This is a genomic window from Trichocoleus sp. FACHB-46, from assembly GCF_014695385.1.
Taxonomy (GTDB): Bacteria; Cyanobacteriota; Cyanobacteriia; order FACHB-46; family FACHB-46; genus Trichocoleus.
In genome coordinates this window covers 107233-127488 of sequence record NZ_JACJOD010000076.1, presented here as the reverse complement: position 1 = coordinate 127488, position 20256 = coordinate 107233, and the positions used below count along the sequence as shown (strand labels likewise).

The 20256-nt window shown below is 50.1% G+C and carries 14 protein-coding genes; 5 read left to right on the top strand and 9 right to left on the bottom strand.

What is annotated here, in order from left to right; genetic code table 11:
• Positions 1-15: 15 nt before the first annotated feature.
• The 4 genes from H6F72_RS27840 to H6F72_RS27825 form a co-directional block, all read right to left on the bottom strand.
• The gene (locus H6F72_RS27840) at positions 16-948 is read right to left on the bottom strand and encodes an alpha/beta hydrolase (protein ID WP_199299356.1); all 933 of its coding nucleotides are present in this window, start codon (positions 946-948) and stop codon (positions 16-18) included.
• A gap of 171 nt (positions 949-1119) precedes the next feature.
• The gene (gene glnT, locus H6F72_RS27835) at positions 1120-2430 is read right to left on the bottom strand and encodes a type III glutamate--ammonia ligase (RefSeq protein ID WP_190443009.1); all 1311 of its coding nucleotides are present in this window, start codon (positions 2428-2430) and stop codon (positions 1120-1122) included.
• Positions 2431-2504: 74 nt separating this feature from the next.
• Positions 2505-3479 (bottom strand): fatty acid desaturase family protein, encoded by a 975-nt coding sequence (locus tag H6F72_RS27830; RefSeq protein ID WP_190443006.1) that lies wholly within the window; start codon positions 3477-3479, stop codon positions 2505-2507.
• Positions 3480-3808: 329 nt separating this feature from the next.
• Positions 3809-4231 carry a hypothetical protein gene (locus H6F72_RS27825; RefSeq protein WP_242017184.1) on the bottom strand — a complete coding sequence of 141 codons (423 nt, stop codon included), beginning with the start codon at positions 4229-4231 and terminating at the stop codon, positions 3809-3811.
• 267 nt (positions 4232-4498) lie between these two features.
• Here H6F72_RS27825 and H6F72_RS27820 point away from each other — a divergent pair, with 267 nt between their 5' ends.
• Positions 4499-4711, top strand: coding sequence for a hypothetical protein (locus tag H6F72_RS27820; protein WP_190443004.1), 213 nt, complete (start codon positions 4499-4501; stop codon positions 4709-4711).
• 41 nt (positions 4712-4752) lie between these two features.
• Here the strand turns inward: H6F72_RS27820 and H6F72_RS27815 are convergent, their stop codons facing one another.
• Positions 4753-5787, bottom strand: coding sequence for an isochorismatase (locus H6F72_RS27815; RefSeq protein WP_190443002.1), 1035 nt, complete (start codon positions 5785-5787; stop codon positions 4753-4755).
• Positions 5788-5880: 93 nt separating this feature from the next.
• On the opposite strand from H6F72_RS27815, the gene H6F72_RS27810 reads away from it, so the two are divergent.
• Entirely contained in the window at positions 5881-6573 is a 693-nt protein-coding gene (locus tag H6F72_RS27810) for an NUDIX domain-containing protein (protein ID WP_190443000.1), read from the top strand.
• A gap of 54 nt (positions 6574-6627) precedes the next feature.
• On the opposite strand, the gene H6F72_RS27805 is transcribed toward H6F72_RS27810, so the two are convergent.
• Entirely contained in the window at positions 6628-7194 is a 567-nt protein-coding gene (locus tag H6F72_RS27805) for a tetratricopeptide repeat protein (protein WP_190442998.1), read from the bottom strand.
• A gap of 1085 nt (positions 7195-8279) precedes the next feature.
• Here H6F72_RS27805 and H6F72_RS27800 point away from each other — a divergent pair.
• A complete protein-coding gene (locus tag H6F72_RS27800; RefSeq protein ID WP_190442995.1) occupies positions 8280-11759 on the top strand; it encodes an ATP-binding protein in 3480 nt (1159 codons plus the stop codon).
• A gap of 44 nt (positions 11760-11803) precedes the next feature.
• Here the strand turns inward: H6F72_RS27800 and H6F72_RS27795 are convergent, their stop codons facing one another.
• From H6F72_RS27795 to H6F72_RS27785, 3 genes are all read right to left on the bottom strand, one after another.
• Positions 11804-14677 (bottom strand): GAF domain-containing protein, encoded by a 2874-nt coding sequence (locus H6F72_RS27795; protein WP_190442992.1) that lies wholly within the window; start codon positions 14675-14677, stop codon positions 11804-11806.
• Positions 14678-14897: 220 nt separating this feature from the next.
• Positions 14898-16661 carry an ATP-binding protein gene (locus tag H6F72_RS27790; RefSeq protein ID WP_190442990.1) on the bottom strand — a complete coding sequence of 588 codons (1764 nt, stop codon included), beginning with the start codon at positions 16659-16661 and terminating at the stop codon, positions 14898-14900.
• A gap of 19 nt (positions 16662-16680) precedes the next feature.
• On the bottom strand, positions 16681-17496 hold the full coding sequence (locus H6F72_RS27785) for an alpha/beta fold hydrolase (RefSeq protein WP_190442988.1): 816 nt from the start codon (positions 17494-17496) through the stop codon (positions 16681-16683).
• Positions 17497-17802: 306 nt separating this feature from the next.
• Between H6F72_RS27785 and H6F72_RS27780 the strand changes: the two genes are divergently transcribed.
• A complete protein-coding gene (locus H6F72_RS27780) occupies positions 17803-18510 on the top strand; it encodes a DUF305 domain-containing protein (RefSeq protein WP_190442986.1) in 708 nt (235 codons plus the stop codon).
• 92 nt (positions 18511-18602) lie between these two features.
• Entirely contained in the window at positions 18603-20240 is a 1638-nt protein-coding gene (locus H6F72_RS27775) for an efflux RND transporter periplasmic adaptor subunit (protein WP_190442984.1), read from the top strand.
• Positions 20241-20256 lie beyond the last annotated feature (16 nt).

The window sequence follows — 20256 nt, the reverse complement described above, 5'->3', positions numbered from 1 at the left end:
TGCATCCGGAAGGGCTTAGCTTTGGTTGGAATTTGTTTGGATTGGGTCGGTTTGAATAAACCACTCCAAGGCTCCTCGGGCGATCGCCGTTGGGACTGTATGCGGTCCCTCAAATTCTTGATACAGGACGTTGTAATCAGCTCCTTTTAGTTGCGGCACCAGTTTGCGGCTACAACGATCAATTGGGAGAACTTTATCTTGGGTTCCGTGAGAGACGAAGATATGTGGATCGCCTGCTTGCCGAATCGGAGCCATAAATCCCGGTGAGAAAGCGAGGACATGGGTGAATAGATCCCCATTCATGATGCCTAGAGAGAGGGCGTAAGAAGCGCCATCGGAAAACCCAGCTACTCCAACTCGCTGAGGGTCGATGGCATAGCGGCTAAAGGTTTGAGTCAACGCTTGATCAATAAAGGCAATATCTGGCCCATATTGACCCATAATCACATCCCAAGTTTGCCGCCGCGAGTCAACTGCCAATACAATGGCTCCGACTGAATCAACGATTTGCTGAAGGATAGTCAGCGCTCCCTCAGCATCTCCTCCAGCACCATGTAGCATCACCACTAAAGGAGCAGGGCGATCGGCGCGATAGCTAGCAGGCACATAAAGGAAACCGTCTCTTTTTTCACTTAACTGGAGAGGATGCAGCCCAGATTTTCCAAATACTGTAGGCTGTTCTGGTCGAGACCGTAGTTGGCCTGTAGCGGCTGAATCGATTTGCTTTGAAGTTCCCATAACTGATAAATTCTGATTTTCACAACGCGTTACTTGAGAGACCGCGATCGGTAAAGCGCACCCCACGATCCCAAATCGCACAAACCGTCGTCTCGTCCAGTGAGCAGGCCAGTTAAAAAATAAGGCGTGGTTTTTACTCATTGCGATCGCCAAGCCTCCGAGTGAGGGCAGTAGCGCAGCCGTAGCACAGTTAAAAAATATTGGTCTCAAAGAACTAGTCTTTGTTTTTCGGGTGCTCCTAGGGAGGACTGCAACTCTATATCCACCCTAAGCCGTTTCAAGCTTACTGGCTTGGTTCTTCCGGAGGATTCAACGCCTTGAAATTATTAACGATGGAAGTGACATAATTCACATCTCATCCTTGGCTGCACCCGTCGAAGTTTAGCAATCTAGAGTAGTTTCTCGCTCCCAGGGAGTAATTTGGGTGCTGTAGTCGCGCCATTCTTGATGCTTCAGCTTCAAATAAGACTGCACAAACTCTGTTCCTAGTGATTCGTGCAAGGTCGAGTTATTTTCTAACTGGCGTAGGGCATCAAGAAGGTTGTCAGGAAAAGATTTCGCCGTGTCTGGAGGGAGGGGTTGGGTGTAATTGTTGTTGTCATAGCGGGGACCCGGATCTCGTTTTTGCACCATTCCATCTAACCCTGCGGCAATGAGGGCGGCGGGTAACAGATAGGGGTTGGCAGCTCCATCAGCTAGACGTAGCTCAAAGCGTCCAGGTTCGGGGATGCGGATGGCATGTGTCCGGTTGTTACCGCTGTAACTGATCGTATTGGGTGACCAAGTTGCCCCAGAGAGGGTAGCAGGGGCGTTGATGCGTTTGTAGGAATTGATCGTGGGGTTGGTGAAGGCGCAGAGAGCAGGGGCGGCACGGAGAACCCCACCGATGAAGTGGTAGGCCAAGGATGACAACCCTAGTTCTCCATCGGGATCATGAAACAGGTTGGTAGTGCCTACCGCATCCCAAACGGATAAGTGGGTATGGCAACCGTTCCCGGTGAGATGGGCGAAGGGTTTGGGCATGAAAGTGGCGCGGAGTCCATGCTTTTCCGCGATCGCCTTCACCATGTACTTAAAGAAAGCATGGCGATCGGCAGTCACGAGTGCATCAGCATAGGTCCAGTTCATTTCAAACTGCCCGTTGGCATCTTCGTGATCGTTTTGATAAGCTCCCCACCCTAGAGTGAGCATGGCATCGCAAATCTCAGCAATCACATCAAATCGCCGCATCAGGGCTTGCTGGTCATAACAGGGTTTGATCTGGCGATCGCACGCATCCGATAACGTTTCTCCATCGGCTGACAACAAAAAATATTCGCATTCTACTCCTGTCTTGACGCTGTAGCCTATATCCTGCGCCTGTTGCAGCACTCGCTTCAGCACCAGACGGGGAGTTTGCTGAATCGATATCCCTTTGGGTGTCACCAGATCTGCGGGCATCCAGGCTACATCCGGTTTCCAGGGTAATTGAAACAGGCTGCTGGTGTCAGGCAGGGCAAACATATCTGGGTCAGCAGGCGTCATATCCAGCCAAGTGGCAAACCCCGCAAATCCCGCACCACTAGTTGCCATTGCATCGATCGCCGCTGTCGGTACCAGCTTCGCTCGTTGCGTCCCAAACAGATCGGTAAACGAGATCAAAAAAAAGCGGATACCTCGCTCACGGGCGATTTCAGACAGAGCTGGAGTCATGTGGGGTTTTCCTAAAAAGAGGGTTAGCACTGGAGCAAAACAGTGCTCCGCCGTCTAGCATCTGGTCCAACTACTCAGGCAGCCTCATCAAACCGAGCAGCAATGTGGCGGTTGGCTGCCACATATCCCGGTCTTACTTCAGTGAACTGCCCTGCTAACTTTTCGTGGGCTTTAGGTAAAGCATGAAAGGGGATCGATGCGTAGAGATGATGCTCCGCATGGAACGGCATATTCCACATCAACAATCGCATCGGCCACATTGTCAGCGTGGTGCGTGTATTACTCAGAGAATTGCCATCCTGGGTGCAACCTGTGTGCTCTGCCAGCAAAACGAAGCGCAAGATTGGTTGTCCTACCACCAGTGGCAACAGCCAGTAGATGAAGAACCAGGGTTGTTGAACAGCGATGGAAAGGGCGATCGCGCCGCCATAGACGGCCAACTGCCACCGAATCGATCGCGTCACTTCTCCTCGCGCTGTTTCAGAAATATACGGACATCCCTCAAACTGTCCGAGCGCAGTCTGAATATGTCTCCGTCCCTTCCCCATCCACCAGGGAATGCCACTCATCTGCCAGAGGTAGTTCATCCAGTTGGTCGGTGGGATATCCTCCAACTCCGGATCTTTTCCAGGGATTTGAGTATAGCGATGATGCCACTTGTGATAGCGCCGATAGAATGTGCTGTTGTAGAACGACAACACCCCGGCTAGCCATGCCACTGCATCATTCACCGGGTGACTAACAAATGCCGTCCGATGCGCACACTCATGCATAGGTGCAAACATCGATGCCAGACTAAAACCGTAAACCACCAATGCTGGAATTGCTATCCACCAGTGCGCCCAACTCAAACCCCAGATAGCACCGCTAGCCACCATTACTGTTAGATGTCTGCTTAATTGCTGCCAGCCTTGGCGATCCGATCGCTCATTCAACTCCAGCAACTCTCGTACTGACAAAATTGGACTTGGTTTTACGTGCCAGGCTTCCGCATGCTCAGAAGCATCCGGCGGCACAGATGCAGAAATAGCCCTATCCAGCGTAGACATACTTGTTCGCCCAACCCAACAGAAACGATGGAAAGCACATTAAGGCTTCGTGTATTGGTATACCGCCCACGCTTCATCGCTCGTTGTACTAAAAGCTACCGTCTGGAGTTTGCCAGATGAAGCTACGACTTGGAATAGCTACAAACCGTTGTTATTATCCTGCCTACGTCACCCAGAGATTGCACAAGGGCGATCGCTGCCATTCTCTAATTCGGTGCCATTCTCAGCTTCAAAGCCCGCGCTGCATAGCTGACCATTAAAAAAGCGATGGAGAACTAGTTAGACTCAGTTCTCCATCGCTCTCTAATCAAGAAGTTGCTATTTATTGTCTACTTACCGAAGACACCTTTGATGCTGTCAACCGCACGTTCAACTGCATTCACGTTGTTGTCGATCGCCTTTTGAGTCCGAGCTGCATCTTCATCGGCTCTTTTCTCAATGCGAGCTACATCTCTCTGAGCCTTGCGCTGGATCGGGTTGGCGCTACCATCAGTTGCGTCCTCAACCCGACTCGCATTTTTGTTGGCAGTTTCTTTCACTTTCTCTGCCGCATCTTTCACAAAACTCTTGTTTTCTTTCTTAACTTGCTCACCTGTATCGGATGTCGCGATTAAGGTGGCAGCAGGAGCGGCCATTGCGCTCGTGTTCGAGAAGAACGCACCTTGCCAAACGAAAGCGATCGCTGATGCACAAAATAGAATAGTAGCTGTCCAGCGTCCAACTATAGAAAAGACTTTAGTCATTGATTTCATAGAACACAGTTTTCACGAGATTTATCATCCTAATTTCTACTTCATTTATCTCACAGGCCAAACTGCCCTAAGACAGAGTCCGTTTGGCATAGACGCCATTTCTTACAACCTTCTTAGACCAGCGGAAGGGAGAGCGAATCCAATTTCACAAGCCTCAACTAACCTTCTAGGTAGCTGGGTAAAGCCTAACCAACAGAAACCCACAAATCTAATGTGGTAAAGTCTACCAAAGACTACTGCTGTGGTTTGTAGGAGTTAGGATTCATCATGACTGAGCGCCACTTCCACGACGAATTTACCCTAGCCGAAACAGCAGAGCAATTAGGCTATGAAGCCATGAAGTTAGGCTTAATTCCCAGCTTCGTGGTGCGTCATTTTCCCGATAGCCGCCAGTTTTACATTCCCAATGAAACGGAATCAGAACCCCTCACCCCTGAGGAAGCCTACCTGCGCCTCAAACGCCTAGTAGAGCCTCAGTAATGTCGTCTTAGTAATCAGGGGAGCGATCGCCTCTCATTCTGCTAATTTTGGCGCCTGAGCGCGATCGGATCTGTAGATTTCACTACATGCATGCCTGCGTCGGCAAAGCGTTGAAACGCAGCATTCGCTTGCTCCGTGAAATCAACAACCCCAGGAACTACAACCGGCGAAGTGCAATCCTCCAGCAGATAAACCTTTTTAGCCAGACTGGGGTCTTGGGTCTGGATTTCGCTGAGCAAATCATCAACTGTCCAGGCTACACAATGGCTTTTGGCCTGTCCAGCAATGATTACCGCATCAAACTCCAGTAGTTTTTGAATCAAGTGGGTGTTCTTCTGGGCAATCGGGTGACCGTCAGGGTTATCAAGTACTTCAGGACGCAGCACTGAATAGTTCTCGGTTAAGGGATTTCCCCCTTTGATCTCAAAATTAGTTTGACTGTTACGGGCGATCGCGTGAAAGAAGCAGGCTTCCTCTACAGCAGAAACCAGCGCATGTCCAATACCGCCCAGCATGGCGTGATAAGGCCAAATGGTCAGAGGATATTTGCCGTTGTCGCTGAGGCGCTGGGTATAGTGCAAGGCAAAGCGTTCTAGCAGCATGTAGTTGCCTTGAGTGAGGCTGTAGGCGATCGCAGGATTTACCTGCCAAATACCCTGCTGCACTTCCGATAAAGAAATCATGGTCATGGGAGCGGGATGATCTCCAGCACCATTCACCCAAAAGCTAGGATGAAAAATCTGCATCGCTGTGTGGGTGTCCATGGTTGGCGCAATCTCGGTGATCACGTCCAAATTGCGATAGATGAATTCGCACAATCGCCCGTTGTCTTCCACAGCCCCATTGCCCGATCGCCCGCCCACAAACAGTTCAAAATCAGGGATACAGAAGGTATTTTGTACATCGATCGCCATTAAGCAAATGCGTGTCTGATCTTTGGCGGCTGGTTGTAACCCCTGCTGCTTAGCCCATGCTTTCGCCTGCACTGCTCGCTCTTGATAAGGAACGCGCCACACCTCACCGACGCGCTGAGTAGCAAAGTGGGGAGGAATCGGCAGTTGTGTTTGAGTTGTCATTCCAAGCCACCCACTAATTTAATTTGGGTCTCTACTATGGGATAGTGTACCTATAACAACAAGCTTAATGTCAAAAATACACAATGTCAATCTATGACCTACCTGTACTCATATTCCCGCCCCAACTTGGCTATAGACTGCGTAATATTTGGGCTGGATGAGCCGAATAACCTGCAAGTAATGCTGATCCGACGCAACCTACCTCCCTTTCAGGAGCAATGGGCACTTCCCGGCGGTTTTGTCCGAATTGACGAATCCATTGATACGGCGGCTCGTCGAGAGCTACAGGAAGAAACAGGACTACAAGATGTATTTCTAGAGCAGTTATATACATTTGGGGCGATCGATCGCGATCCCCGTGAGCGCGTTGTCACCGTTGCTTACTATGCCTTAGTTAATCTCAGAGAGCATGCTCTCGAAGCCACGACCGATGCCAGCGAAGCAGCCTGGTTTTCGATCTCCCATCTCCCTTCGCTGGCCTTTGACCATGCGCAAATTGTTGATATAGCGATCGCTCGACTCAAAGGCAAAGTTCGCTATGAGCCGATCGGCTTTGAATTACTTCCCCAAAAATTCACTCTCTCCCAACTTCAAACTCTTTACGAAACTGTGTTGGGCGTGCGGCTCGATAAACGCAACTTTCGCAAGAAGCTTCTAAAGATGAATCTCTTGGTTGAACTAGACGAAACTCAAACCGATGTTGCGCATCGAGCCGCCCGACTCTATCAGTTCGATGCAGCCAAATATCACCAACTCAGGGAAAAAGGCTTCAACTTCGAGATTTAGCAAAAGTTAATCCTGACTGAAAGGGGAAAAGCTAGAGCCATCCCCCTCACTCTCCTAAAGCGTGTCTGAGGAAACGCTACGCAGCGCTTCCTGAGGATTGCCTTGCGCTAAGAATAGAGCCGAGGCTTGCCGAGCATCCCGAATCGCTCCAGCTTTATCTCCTAAGCTCAGCCGAGCAAAGCCTCGATTCTGGTAGGCTTCAGCATCCTGAGGATTTATCTGGAGGGCTTGAGTGAAGTCTGCAATCGCCTGAGACTCATTACCCAGCGCTTGATGCGCTAGACCCCGGTTGTTGTAAGCATCTCCGTCCTGGGGGTTAATCTCTAGGGTGCGGTCAAAATCTGCGATCGCTGCTGACGCATCGCCCAACATTAAGTGAGCAAGCCCCCGGTTGTAGTGAGCTTCAGGGAATTGCGGATTGAACGCGATCGCTTGACTCCAGTTAGCGATCGCCTTAGAGTAGTTGCCTTGCTGAGCTTGGTACACGCCTTCGTTATAAGCATCGACAGACCCCATGGGAGCGGTGATTGCAGTCGTGGGGTAAGCTTGAACGACCGAGGGCATACCAATTAGAGTGGCAGCTAGGCCCAAAGTCGTTAGCACTGAAGAAATACGGTTCATGGTGTCACCTAGAAATGGGTGCAGCAAGGTATGGATGGAACCACCCTTGCAACAGGCTCATGAATGAGCTTGCCATCGTCCTAGACAAGGTAGCGGACCTATAGAGAGACAGCCCTCTATCATTTGAGGGGTTTCAGAATCAAAGCAATTCCAACGCGTGACAGATGTAAGTGAGAAAATGCAGAAGTCATTCCAACTCATCTGTTTAGGTACAGACGGTATGGAAGTCAGGAGGTGCTTGCAATCGAACTTCTCATAAACGCTTTAAGACGTGGCGGATTCTTATCAATGGGTTCTAGACCTCACAGCCAAGTAGAGAGATAGACTTCAAGCTCCTGTCTCTTCAGCCATGATCGTGGAGAGATAGAAATTAGGAGCGATTTCTAAGAGAGTTGTATCTAAATATTACAAATTGGCTTTTCTATTAAGAAATGTTGCAGGTACAGTTTGACCTCGTTATGGTGGCAAACATAAACCACAGAAGTACTAATGCTGGAAGGCTCTATGCTGCTACCAATCTTGGCCATTGCTGTGGCACTACTCAGTATTTGGGTTGTGACTTTAGCTATCACCTCCTACCTCCAGGCTCCCCGGACCGCAAAACCTATCTCACCCACATCTGGCAGGCAGGTCTCCCTCTTCTCACTCATCCTATTTTTATTCGCGCCCTTTAGCCTGATTCCGTTAACCAGTGGTTCAGAGCTAGAGACCAGCACCCGAGAATTCTACGAGCGTTCGGCCCGGAGTAGGTAAGCCGAGCGGCTCAACTCGCTGTGTGTCCTAGCCCACTGGGCCTCCTGCTGTTCTACGCCTGCGTCCGCCAAAAGCTGATCCAAATTGACTGATGCTACGATGTTGTAGATGAGCAGTGGCGCTCAACCTTCACCACAAGCAGGAAAGACCCGAAGTTCGTACGATTTTGCCCCAAACCTACAGCATTTTGACGCAGCACCCATCCCAGCGGTGTTGCGTTTTGTTTCGATATTCACAACCTACAGTGATTCAGTCAGCCTTGGTGGGGAAAAGTATTTCTATGCAACCAAAATCTTGAGAAGATGCTGACTCGGCCGCTAGCAATTCTCGGCATGCTGCAAAAGCGCGCGCTGGCTTCATTGTTTGTATTGCCGTTGGCAGTGGGTCTGAGCACCTCAGCTGCTAGCCTTTGGCTTTGGCAGGCGCTCGTGAAGCAAGAGGGAATCCAGATTCAACGTGCGGTTGATCAAGAGGCAGCCAAGCTCAAGCTAGAGATTCAGGAAAAGATTCAGCCGAAAGTATTGGCATTGGTACGTATCGCTAAGCGGTGGGAGCATGGGGGTAAGCCGCCTCAGGAAGAGTGGGAGTTTAACGCCAACTTAAATCTAGAGCACTTTAAGAGTTACCAAGCGATCGCCTGGATAGATCCAAATCTTCAGGTGCGCTGGATTGCCCCCCTGAAGGGAAACGAAGCTGCGCTCAACCTCAATCTTGGCTCTGACTCATGGCAGCGTCAGGCTCTCATAGCCGCGCGGGACCAACAAAGAATTCGGATGACTCATGAGATTGACTTAGCCCAAGGTGGTAAAGGCTTTCAATTATATGTGCCCATCTTTCCTCAACCAACCCAGTTTGATGGGTTTATTGCTGCCACGTACCGAACTCAAACGCTCATCGATAACATTTTGACGCAAAAAGATGTGTCGGGCTTCGCAGTAGCAATTTTTGATGGAAACGAGCAGATCTACCAGGACCCAACTGCGAATAGGCAACTGCAAAAGCAGTGGGGACGAGCAACGCGCCTTCCTATGTATGGGGTTACGTGGCGGCTCCAGGTCTGGCCAACTCCAGCCCTGCTAGAGCGGATGCATTCTCCGCTCCCGACGATCACTTTATTGGGTGGTCTGTCTCTCGCCTGGGTATTGGCCTTGGCCGTCCATCTCAAGCAAAAGTCCAATCGCTCAGCCCGAGAACTGCGAGAAGGCGCAGCAGCCATTCGCGCTTTATATAACTTGAGTGTGGATCATGAACTCGGCTTTGAGGCTCGCCTCCAGCAGCTATTGGCTTTCGGCTGTCAGCAATTCCAGCTTGAGTTTAGTTTTCTATCTCATATTCAAGGCGATCGCTACGAAATCATTGCGGTCCAGGCTCCAGATGGCTCAGTCACACCGGGCACCATCTTTGAACTTCAACAAACTTACTGCTCAGAGACCTTCAAACTTGCGGAACCCTTATTTATTCCACATGCAAGTGCATCCCAGTGGTGTCAGCATCCTGGCCATACCGACTTCAAAATCGAAAGTTATCTTGGTATGCGGGTCTTGGTTGCGGGTGAAATGTATGGCGTGTTGTGCTTCTGGAGCCGTGTGCCGACTCAAGAACGATTCCAACCGGTTGATAAAGAACTGTTGAAGCTGATGGCTCAGTGGAGCGGCAGTGAAATTGAGCGTCAGCAAGCCGCAACTGCTTTAAGACAGCAACTACATCGGGCTTCGTTGCTCAAAGAAATTACTCAAAGAATTCGTGAAAGTCTCGATCCTGAACAGATTTTTCAGACGACAGTCGCTCAAATCGGTCGAGCCTTCCAAGCCAACCGCTGTCTGATTCTTGGCTATATGGCTACCCCAACTCGGCAACTGGAGGTCAAAGCCGAATATTTAGAGTCTGGTTATGCCTCCCTCTTACAAGTCGGCATTCCGATTCATGACAATCCCCATGCCCAACAAGTTTTAGCGCAAGAGCGAGCGATCGCCTCTGCGGATGTTAATAATAACCCCCTCTTGCAATACCTACTGCCGCTCTGTCAGGAGTTCCGCATCAAATCCATCTTGGCGATCCGCACCTCTTATCAAGGGGAGCCAAATGGCATCATTACTTTGCATCAATGTGATCAGCGTCGTGACTGGAGTGCCGATGAAATTGAGTTACTTGAAGCTGTAGCCGACCAAGTAGGGATTGCCTTGGCTCAAGCTCAGCTTCTAGAACAAGAGCGGCATCAACGCCAACAACTCAAGCAGCAAAACTTCTCTCTGGAGGAAACTAAGCGAGCCGCAGAAGCAGCCACTGAAGCCAAGAGTAAGTTTCTGGCCACCATGAGCCATGAGATTCGCACCCCCATGAACGCCGTGATTGGCTTGACGGGTCTGCTACTCGATACGCCATTAACGCCTCAGCAACGCGATTTTGCCGAAACGATTCGCAGCAGCGGTGAAACCTTGCTCACCCTGATTAATGACATTTTAGATTTTTCCAAAATTGAGTCTGGCAAGTTGGAGTTGGAGGAGCAAACCTTGAGTGTGCGCGCTTGTGTAGAACGAGCGCTAGATTTGCTCAGCCCAAAAGCTTACGGAAAAGGATTGGAGTTAGCCTACACCATAGAACCGACAGTACCAAGCGCGATCGTCGGAGATGTGACTCGCTTACAGCAAATCTTGGTGAACTTGCTCAGCAATGCCATCAAGTTTACCCCGGTAGGAGAGGTCATGGTTTCTGTGACAGGGCAACCTCTAGACCTACAGTCACTCCAGTACGAGATTCGATTTGCGGTGAGGGATACAGGGATTGGCATTCCTCAAAACCAACTTCATCGCTTGTTTCAGTCTTTTAGCCAGGTGGATGCTTCCACCACTCGTAAGTATGGCGGTACAGGTCTTGGCTTAGTGATTAGCCAGCGGCTTTGTGAGCTAATGGGCGGGAAGATATGGGTGGAAAGTCAGGTTGGGCAAGGCTCCACCTTCTACTTCACGATTGTTGCTCCGGTTGCTGGGGCCACGGTTACTAAATCAACGTCTCTCTCGTCCAGTCCCATTAGTTCTCCCTTTGATTCACAATTAGCCGAGTGCTTACCCTTACGGATTCTGTTGGCTGAAGATAATGTAACCAATCAAAAGGTAGCCACCCATCTCCTCCGGCGGCTCGGTTATCGGGCTGACTTGGCTAGCAACGGGTTAGAAGTCTTAGAAGCCTTACGCCGCCAGTCTTACGATGTGATCTTGATGGACCTGCAAATGCCAGAAATGGATGGTTTAACGGCAACTCAAGCGATCTACCGAGAATGGGGTTCCACTGATCGCCCCCGGATTGTGGCCATGACCGCAAATGCCATGCAAGGCGATCGCGAAGAGTGCCTGAGTTGCGGTATGGACGATTACATTAGCAAACCTGTGCAGGTGAAAGAACTGGTGCGGGCACTTAGCCAATGTCAAGTTTCCCCTCAAGTCACTGCCTCTCTCCCCTCATCTGCATTAGCAATCGCGATCGCCGAGGCGAAGCGCTCAGTTCAAGAGCGGGTCGGTGAAGATGCTTCTGAACTGTTTCTGCAAATGATTGATTGCTTTTTGGAGGAGGTGCCTCGACGCTTAGCAGCGATGCATCAGGCGATTGCTGAAGCGGATACAGCAGCATTGGCGCTGGCAGCCCATAGCCTCAAGTCGAGTAGCGACCTCCTAGGCATCTTCTCTTTTAGTGAACTTTGCAACCAACTAGAAACAATTGGACATCAAGGGGAGATAAGCACGCATCCCCAAGTTTTACAGTTGGAGGCAGAGTGGGAAAGCGTGAAAATTGCTCTGCTGCAAGCGCGGCAACAGTGATTTAGAGCGTTAAGCAATACCAATTTTCACAGCACTCGCAGGGTTTAGGCGATCGCAACTCTTTGCTGCACGGGCAACTTCAGGACAAATTCTGTCCCCTCTCCTAGCTGAGAGCGGCACAATAGCTCACCATTGTGTTTCTCAACAATTTGATGACTGATAAATAAACCTAAACCAGTTCCTTGTCCCATAGGCTTAGTCGTGAAAAAGGGATCTAATAACTTGGCTTGAACGGCTTCGGGAATGCCTCGACCATTGTCTTGAATCACTATCTCTACCCACTCAGCATCGACACTGCGGGTGGCAATGGTGATGGTTTTAGACGAGGTGGTACTCTCGGTCGCAGCATCGACTAATTCATCGATCGCATTGCTCAGCAAATTCATAAAGACTTGGTTGAGCTGCCCAGCATAGCATTCCACTAACGGCAGTTCTTCGTAGTGCCTCTCAATGGCAATCACAGGATTAGAAGGACCTGGCTTCAATCGATGTTGCAGAATCAAAAGAGTACTCTCCAAACCTTCATGCAGATCAACCGCTCTCACATCTGCTTCGTCAAGGCGCGAGAAGTTGCGTAGAGACTGAACAATTTCTCGAATCCGGTCAGTGCCCAGCTTCATCGAGGCACACAGCTTGGGAAAATCTTCTTCAATGTAGCTCAGGTCGCTATCTTCAAGCTGCTGATCTAGGGCTGCTGATGGAGTAGGATGCTCCTGCTGATAGGCATGGATCAGATCGAGCAAGGTTTGAGTGTACTCCTGAATCGGCGCTAAGTTGCCGTGAATGAAGTTGATCGGATTATTCACTTCATGGGCAATGCCCGCCACGAGTTGCCCCAAGCTCGACATCTTCTCGCTGTGCACCAACTGAAGTTGCGTCTGATTCAGGTCAGCTAAGGTGTTTGCTAATTGTTCAGCCTGTTGTTTAGTACTAGCCAGCAATTGTGCATGTTGTAGCGCGACTCCAAGTTGAGTCGCAATTTGGCTGACAAACTCAACTTCCGACTGCTTCCAATGACGAGTTGTCGAATGTTGATAAACACCTAGCAGTCCCCAAAGGCTAGAGCCCACAAAGAGGGGAACGATCATAAAAGCTTTGATCTCAAACTGCTCCAGCAAGTCAATGTGACACTGAGCATACCCTGGTTGATAAATGTCAGCGACGACAGAAATCTCACCGTTACGATATCGTCCACCCTGGGTTTCTTGCAGGTGAGTGTCATCCCAGACCATACTCACGCCTAAATGACCAATGCTTTGCCATTCCGGTATGGTGGCTTCGTAGTTGCCGACAAACTCTCCGCCCCAATCAGGCTTGAAGCGATACACAGCCACTCGTTCAGCTTTGAGCACCTGGCTCAGTTCCTGAGTGGTGATTTGAAAGATGGTGTCAATCTCCAGGGACTGCCGGATTTTGGACACAATGCGCGATAGGGTGGTTTGTCGCTCCACTAAATATTCCAGCTCGATGTTCGTTTGCTGGAGCTGCTCAGAACGTTGTCTGAGTTCTTCAGTGCGTTCTTCAACTTGGCGCTCTAAATTGGCGTTGAGTCCTTGCACCTGTTGGTACAGCCGATATTGTTTTGCCGTTGCTGAGAAACGCTCTCCTAAAACTTGGGCATATTTGATCTCTTCTTCCACCCAGCTTTGCGACTGCTCTTTCTGGATTTGCCGCCACACGTCGAAGGATTGCCGTGCCATGAGCTGGCGCGTATCCGGATTGTGATAGCCAGCCCAAAGGGTTTCAGTATCAAGACCACTGCGGAAGAAGGTGAGACAACCAATCACTTGAGCGCCGTGCTTCAGTGGAATAATTAAAGCGCTGCGAATCCTAGTGTCGCTAAAGAAGGGAGCTAAGGTACGAAAGAGGGGTTCTTGATAGATATCATTCACCGCCCAGGATGAAAGCGCTGGCTTGGTAGATTGAGTCGGCTCTGCTAGTTCGTAAACAGCCCGCATCCACTCAACCGACCAAGGTTGATATCCAGTTCCATCTGTAGCTGTCGTTAAGACTGAGTGCAAATACCTCTGCCACAGTAAGTTTTCTTCAATGCAGCGATTCTGAGTGGAATCAATTAAGGTGGGTTGCTCGCCGCAGGTATAAAGTTCTCTAGGGTGGTGGGTGTCTGGAAATAAATACAGCCTGCCTCCCCCATCAAGAGTGTCAGCGGCTTCCTTCAGGGCATCTTGCCAGTCTACAGTGGGAGACGTTTGTAGCAGTGCTGTCACCCGATTCAGGTTGGCTTCTTGCCGTGCTTGGGCTCGCACCTGCTCCAGCAAAATGGATTGGGCAATGGCAACCGCAACTTGGTCTACCACTGCTTGAATGAATTGCAACTCTTCTTCCGTGACCGTATGCGGCTCGGCATGATGAGAAACTAACAGCCCCCAAAGTTGACTCTGGGATTGGGGAGATGGACCCTGAGAAGACCCGGTTGCTTCTGCTTCGAGCACCACCGGAACCACAATAGAAGACTGCACGCCCATCGCGGTCAGGTACTCTTGGTGACAAGGATCGACGGGACGATAGCGAATATCTGTATCGTTGAGCAGTTCCCCAGTTTCGGGACAGTTGAGAGGGCTGATGCCAATCTCGTGGGTGCCCATATTGATGATTGAGCGTTGCCGAGCCCGCACGAATAACTCCCGCGCATAGGGCGGAATGTCGTCGGCGGGAAAGTGCAGACCTAGCAAGGAGGGCAAGCGATCGCTCTGTAGGGATTCGGCAATCACCACGCCATGATCGTCTGGTTGAAATTGGTAAATCTTGACTCGGTCGGTTCCCAGGTAGGAACGCACTTCTGCCACAGTCTTCCTCAAGATCTCCGGAAGCTCCAGGGATTGACGGATACGATTCGCAATACGGTGGAGGAGGACTTCCCGATTTAAGGATGAACTGATGTCGTGGGTGGGCAGCATAGTCACGATTCAACTCAGGATTCAAGGGTGGCTGCACTTAGAGTTCCCTTAATTTTTGCAACATATATTAAGAACGACTAAATTTCTCAAAATATATCGAAATCCATCATTAATATTGCAGTCCAATGGTTCATAGCTGAGGCAAAGAACGCCCAGGGGGCAGAACACTTAAAGATCAGAGCACTCAGAGATCAGAACGCTTAGAAAAATTTCGAGAGATTTAGAGAGATGTTGATGCAGCAGCTTCAAACTCTAGAACAAAGGTGGTTTTCTCACTACTACTTTCAACTCGGATGTCAATGTCTAAGCGCTCTGCGAACTTTTTCACCAGTGCTAATCCGAGCCCTGTCCCGCCATGCTTCCAAGGATCATGATTGGGAATGCGATAGAACTTGCTGAAAATTCGCTCATGTTCTGCGACTGGAATTTCGACTCCAGAATTACTAACTTGAATTTCTAATGCTGCTGAAGTTGCCTGAGCCGATAGCGCGATCGTGGCTCCGGGAGGGCTGTATTTGCAGGCATTATGCAGCAGTTCGATTAAAATTCGTTCTAAATAGGAAATATCTGTGGTTAAAAGGGGGAGATTTTCAGGAAGATTGATCTTCAAGTGCTGTTGTTGATGGCGAGTCCGTTCTATAAACGGTTCTACAAAGTAGGGTACGAAAAGCTGAAGATCAATTGTAGCCAGGTTAAGCGGTTCAGTATCAGCATCAAGCCGAGCCATATCGAGAAGATCATTGATCAACTCCATCTCGCGCTGGCTTTCGTCGCGGATGATTTTGCAGGAACGAGCGATCGCATGGGATTCATCGGCCAACAAACCCAACGTTTTCAAGTTCGCTTCTAGGACTTGATTTGCCAGTTTGATGCTAGCCATCGGGGTACGCAACTCATGAGAAACCGTATTGAGAAAGTCATCTTTGAGTTGGCTCAACCGTTCCAGTTCTTGAACTTGCATCTGAGCTTCACGATACAGGCGCGACTGGCGCAGCGCGATCGCACAATGATTCGCGACCTGTTGGACCAACCGGATTTCTAAGTCACTAAAAATTTGTTCTTTTTGCCGGAACAGCCACAGATCCCCTAAAACTCCCTGATCATCATAAATAGGGCAAGCGAGGACAACTAATTGACTAGAATGCAAAACTGCACTCACTGGGCCGAAGGGACAGAACTGCACCGCTTCTCCCGCTAATAAAGAGACATCTACCCAAGGAGAGGCAGGCGTAATGTCTAGATACCAGCCTTGAGCCGTAGCTAGAGTCTGGTGGGAGGCGTAAGCAATGGTCGATCGCGTTTGATCGGCCTGATGTACTTCGACATCACAATACTCGACGTCCAATCCTAACCCCAATTCCTGTACGGCTGTTTGGAGGATTTGGCGCTCATCTAAACTGTCGCGGACTTTGGCCGTAATTCGTTGCAATAATGACTCAAAATTCAGGGCTTGTTGCAGTTGAGCAGTCCGTTGCTGAACTTGCTCTTCGAGCTTGACATTTAACTCTAATAGCTCTGCCTGCTTAATCTCTAAAGCTGCCTGAGCTTGCGCCAACGCTGCATTAGCCTGGTTTTGGGCCTGAGTAGCTGCCTCTGCTACTTTCTTCGCTTGCAGTAGTTCATCTTCATACTGAATGCGTTGACGCATGGGAACCAAGATACAGTCGTTGCAGCAGCTACCGCCTCGTTCTTGGCGTACCGCGTTCACGAGCATAGGGATGTTACCCCCCTGCTTAGCGCGGAGTAAGAGGTAGATTTCTTCGACTTTGCCGTGCAGTTTCAGCAACGGGAAGAAATGAGTTTGATAGAAGATGCGACTGGCGATCGGTAGGATAGATTCAATGGGCATCCCCTCTAGCTGATTAGACTCATACCCCAGCAATTTTGACAGTGTGGCGTTAAGCATCGCAATGGTGCCATCGTCATTAAATGAGAGGAAACCGCACGGCGCTGTATTGAACGGCTCGTCTATCTGGCAAATCATAAACTTACAGTTGCGGGCCTCAGCTAGCAGGGGTTTCAGTCAAATAAGTTTGGATTAGTTGGATGATCTCCTCCGGGTGGCTCATGTGAGGGCAATGCCCTGTTGCTTGCATCATTTGCAAGGTGCTTTCGCTCAGATGACGATGTAGGTAATGTCCTATCTCAGTAGGGGCGATCGCATCTTCAGAGCATTGCAGGATGAGAGATGGCACTGTCACTTGAGGCAAGTCAGAGCGGTTATCAGAAAAAAAAGTGACTTCCGCAAAGCGACGCATAATCACCGGATCGGTCGAGCAGAAGCTAGTTTCAAGCTCTTGAGTCAGTTCTGGCTGCGCTGAATTCTGCATAATCACAGGGGCTAAAAAGCTTGCCCAGCCAATGTAATTTTTGTCCATCAGATCTAGCAGTTCTTCAATGTCTTGGCGATCGAATCCACCTTGGTAATCCGGTAAATCATTGATGTAGCAGGGGGAAGGAGCCACAAGGATGAGATGGCTGAAGAGTTGGGGGGCTTGAATAGATGCCAACATCCCAATCACACCACTCACAGAATGCCCAACAAAAATCACGTCTTTCAAGTCCAGGGCGGTGCAGACATCTAGGACATCCTGGGCATAACCCTTGAGATCGCTGTAGCGCTCGACGTTGTAGGCTTGAAGATCCGACTTTCCGGACCCGACATAATCGAACAAGACAATCTTGTAATCGTCTTTGAAGGCAGACGTTACAAAACGCCACACATTTTGGTCACACCCAAACCCAGGAGCGAACAGTAGAGGCTGGGTGCCTTCACCGAACACGGTGATATTATTCCTGAGAAAAATGTTTTGAGTCATTCTATTTCATCAACCATTACTATAAATTGCCCAACCCTTCCGAGCCGATTTGTGACCGTCATCATTCTTCTCAAAAGCATCTCATTCCTGGGAGATAGAGCAATTTCATCTTGATTTCATAAGTAGGTGCAATGCTGAGTGACTGTGTATCGCTGGTTTCTCTGGGTAAATAGCTGACTACAGATAACTCAGGAAGGTGCTTGAGCCTATTTCATTTATAGAGTTGACATATAGAGTTGACACTCCAGCCAAAGGGAGACTTCAGAATAACAGCATAGACTTTTGCAATTTCTCTGCGGAGAATTTATGTATCGCATGTTTCGGATGAAAACCAGTGCTATTGCTTTATTACTAGGGGCGATCGCCACTGCCAGCCTCTTGAATGCCTGCTCGACACCGAGTCAAAATCAGGCTCAAACTCCTAGCCCCGCTGCTGCCACGGCTGGCTCAAACCAGCCAATGGCTCATGGCAACGCGCATCACGGCGGCACGATGGACCACAGCGCCAGCATGGAGTTAGGGCCAGCCAATGCCGAATATGACTTGCGGTTTGTAGATGCCATGACTCCACACCATGAAGGAGCGGTCGCAATGGCGCAGGAGGCTCAGCAGAAATCCCAGCGACCTGAAATTCAAAAGTTAGCGGCTGACATCATCGCCGCACAAAATAAAGAAATTGGAGCACTGAAGCAGTGGCGGCAAGCCTGGTATCCCAACGCGAGTGCTCAACCCGTCGCCTGGAGTGCTCAGATGGGTCACGCTATGCCAATGTCACCGGATCAAAGAAAAGGCATGGCAATGGATATGGCCTTAGGCGCAGCTGACGCCGAATTTGATCTGCGCTTTATCAATGCCATGATTCCGCACCATGAGGGAGCAGTGACGATGGCCCAAGATGCTCTCAGCAAGTCCAAGCGCCCAGAAATCAAACAACTGGCTCAAGACATCATCAAGTCCCAAGAAGCTGAAATTCAGCAGATGCAGCAATGGAGACAAGCTTGGTACCAACGGTGAAAACAAGTTAGTACCAAAACTGCATGTTGCCTGACTTAGTAAAAGCCTAGCGAGAATTGCCCTCCAGCAAGCGCTGTACTTAGAAAACCGCCATGACTCCCCTACCTCAATTGTCTATTTCTCAGCTTACAAGCACTCTCCTAACCGTGCTGCTGTTGAGCGCTCCCATCCAGGGCTTGGCTCATAAGGGGCATGGAGACAATGAATTTCAGGGGGGTAGCCAAGCAACGCCAGCGGCTGGGGCGATTCCAGTCGATGCGAAAACAGCTCAGCTCATGGGGCTGAAAGTAGAGCCTGTGACTCGTCAGCGGTTGGCCTTTGGCCTCAACACTATGGGCCAAATTGAACCCTTGCCCAATCAGCAGGTGGAAGTGACAACCCCCCTGAAAGGTACCGTAACCCGTCTGCTCGTCAGTCCCGGCGATCGCGTCAAGGCGGGACAGGCGGTAGCAACCATGACGAGTCCTGAACTGGCAGAACTGCGAACTACAGCCCTCGATCGGCGTTCCGAGGCGATCGCTTCTGTACAACAAGCCCAGGCAGATTTACAACTGGCGCAGCAGAACTATGCTCAGCAACAAAAAATCGCGGCTACTGAGCTGGCTCAAGTTCGCAGTGAAGTCAGTTTTGCCCAAGAGCGCTTTGACAAAGATCAGGAGCTATTGGCTAACGGCGCGATCGCCAGACGCACATTTCTAGAGTCGGAAACAAAACTGGCTCAAGCCCAAGCAGCCCTGACCAAAGCCGAAAGCCGCTTATCAGTTTCGGAAGCTACCTCGCAACTGCGACATGCTGAATCAGCAGTACAGGTAGCTCAGTCACGGGTCAATCTGAGCGACGAAACCTATCAAACTCGGTTACGACAGCTAGGCGCGAATGCCAATGGCGATGGCACGATTACCCTTACAGCTCCAATTGCGGGAACCGTGACCGATCGCGAAACCACGACAGGGGAATCAGGCGAAGACGCTGGCAAAAAGGTGATGACGATCATCAACGATAGCAGCGTGCAGGTCAGTGCCAATATTTATGAAAAAGATTTAGATCGGATTCAGACGGGGCAACGAGTGCAAGTAAAAGTGGCAAGTTTGCCCGATCGCACTTTTACAGGTCGCATCAGTGTGATTGGCGCTGCTGTGCAAGGGGAGACGCGCGTGGTGCCTGTCAAAGCTGAGTTAGAGAATTCTGATGGGGTGTTGAAACCGGGAATGTTTGCGGAGTTGGAGGTTCTGACTGATCGCACTCCCGCCGCTGTGCTAGCTATTCCCAAGTCTGCGCTGGTGGAAACGAATGACAAAAAGCAGATTGTCTTTGTGCAAAATGGCGATGCCTTCCAACCGACCGAAGTAACTTTGGGTCAAGCCTCAGGGGAGTTAGTGGAGATCAAAAACGGACTCTTTGATGGCGATCGCATTGTCACGCAACGAGCTATGCAACTTTATGCTCAATCGCTACGCAGTGGTAGCAACACTGCTGAGGATTATGAACATGGGGAAACAGCCGCCGCACCAACGCTCCAACCCTCGACGTTTCCTTGGTGGTTGGTAATTCCGGCAGGAGGCGCGATCGCGGCGGGTACGTTTGGGGCAGGCGTGTACTGGGCGAATCGTCGTTATCGCCAAGGTTTCAGGACTCCTCAAGATTATGGCTTACCAGATATTCCGGAGCAGGACAGGACTCGCGTTTCTATAACTTCACAGGCTTCAGAGTCAGAGCGTTCTCTTCGTTAGCGACATTGAGCGAACT

Excerpts from the sequence above, each read along its gene's own strand:
- H6F72_RS27775 (WP_190442984.1), top strand. The coding sequence starts at position 18,603 with ATGACTCCCCTACCTCAATTGTCTATTTCTCAGCTTACAAGCACTCTC.
- H6F72_RS27825 (WP_242017184.1), bottom strand. The coding sequence starts at position 4,231 with ATGAAATCAATGACTAAAGTCTTTTCTATAGTTGGACGCTGGACAGCT.
- H6F72_RS27780 (WP_190442986.1), top strand. The coding sequence starts at position 17,803 with ATGTATCGCATGTTTCGGATGAAAACCAGTGCTATTGCTTTATTACTA.
- H6F72_RS27810 (WP_190443000.1), top strand. The coding sequence starts at position 5,881 with ATGACCTACCTGTACTCATATTCCCGCCCCAACTTGGCTATAGACTGC.
- H6F72_RS27815 (WP_190443002.1), bottom strand. The coding sequence starts at position 5,787 with ATGACAACTCAAACACAACTGCCGATTCCTCCCCACTTTGCTACTCAG.
- glnT (WP_190443009.1), bottom strand. The coding sequence starts at position 2,430 with ATGACTCCAGCTCTGTCTGAAATCGCCCGTGAGCGAGGTATCCGCTTT.
- H6F72_RS27830 (WP_190443006.1), bottom strand. The coding sequence starts at position 3,479 with ATGTCTACGCTGGATAGGGCTATTTCTGCATCTGTGCCGCCGGATGCT.
- H6F72_RS27805 (WP_190442998.1), bottom strand. The coding sequence starts at position 7,194 with ATGAACCGTATTTCTTCAGTGCTAACGACTTTGGGCCTAGCTGCCACT.
- H6F72_RS27785 (WP_190442988.1), bottom strand. The coding sequence starts at position 17,496 with ATGACTCAAAACATTTTTCTCAGGAATAATATCACCGTGTTCGGTGAA.
- H6F72_RS27795 (WP_190442992.1), bottom strand. The coding sequence starts at position 14,677 with ATGCTGCCCACCCACGACATCAGTTCATCCTTAAATCGGGAAGTCCTC.
- H6F72_RS27800 (WP_190442995.1), top strand. The coding sequence starts at position 8,280 with ATGCTGCAAAAGCGCGCGCTGGCTTCATTGTTTGTATTGCCGTTGGCA.
- H6F72_RS27820 (WP_190443004.1), top strand. The coding sequence starts at position 4,499 with ATGACTGAGCGCCACTTCCACGACGAATTTACCCTAGCCGAAACAGCA.
- H6F72_RS27790 (WP_190442990.1), bottom strand. The coding sequence starts at position 16,661 with ATGATTTGCCAGATAGACGAGCCGTTCAATACAGCGCCGTGCGGTTTC.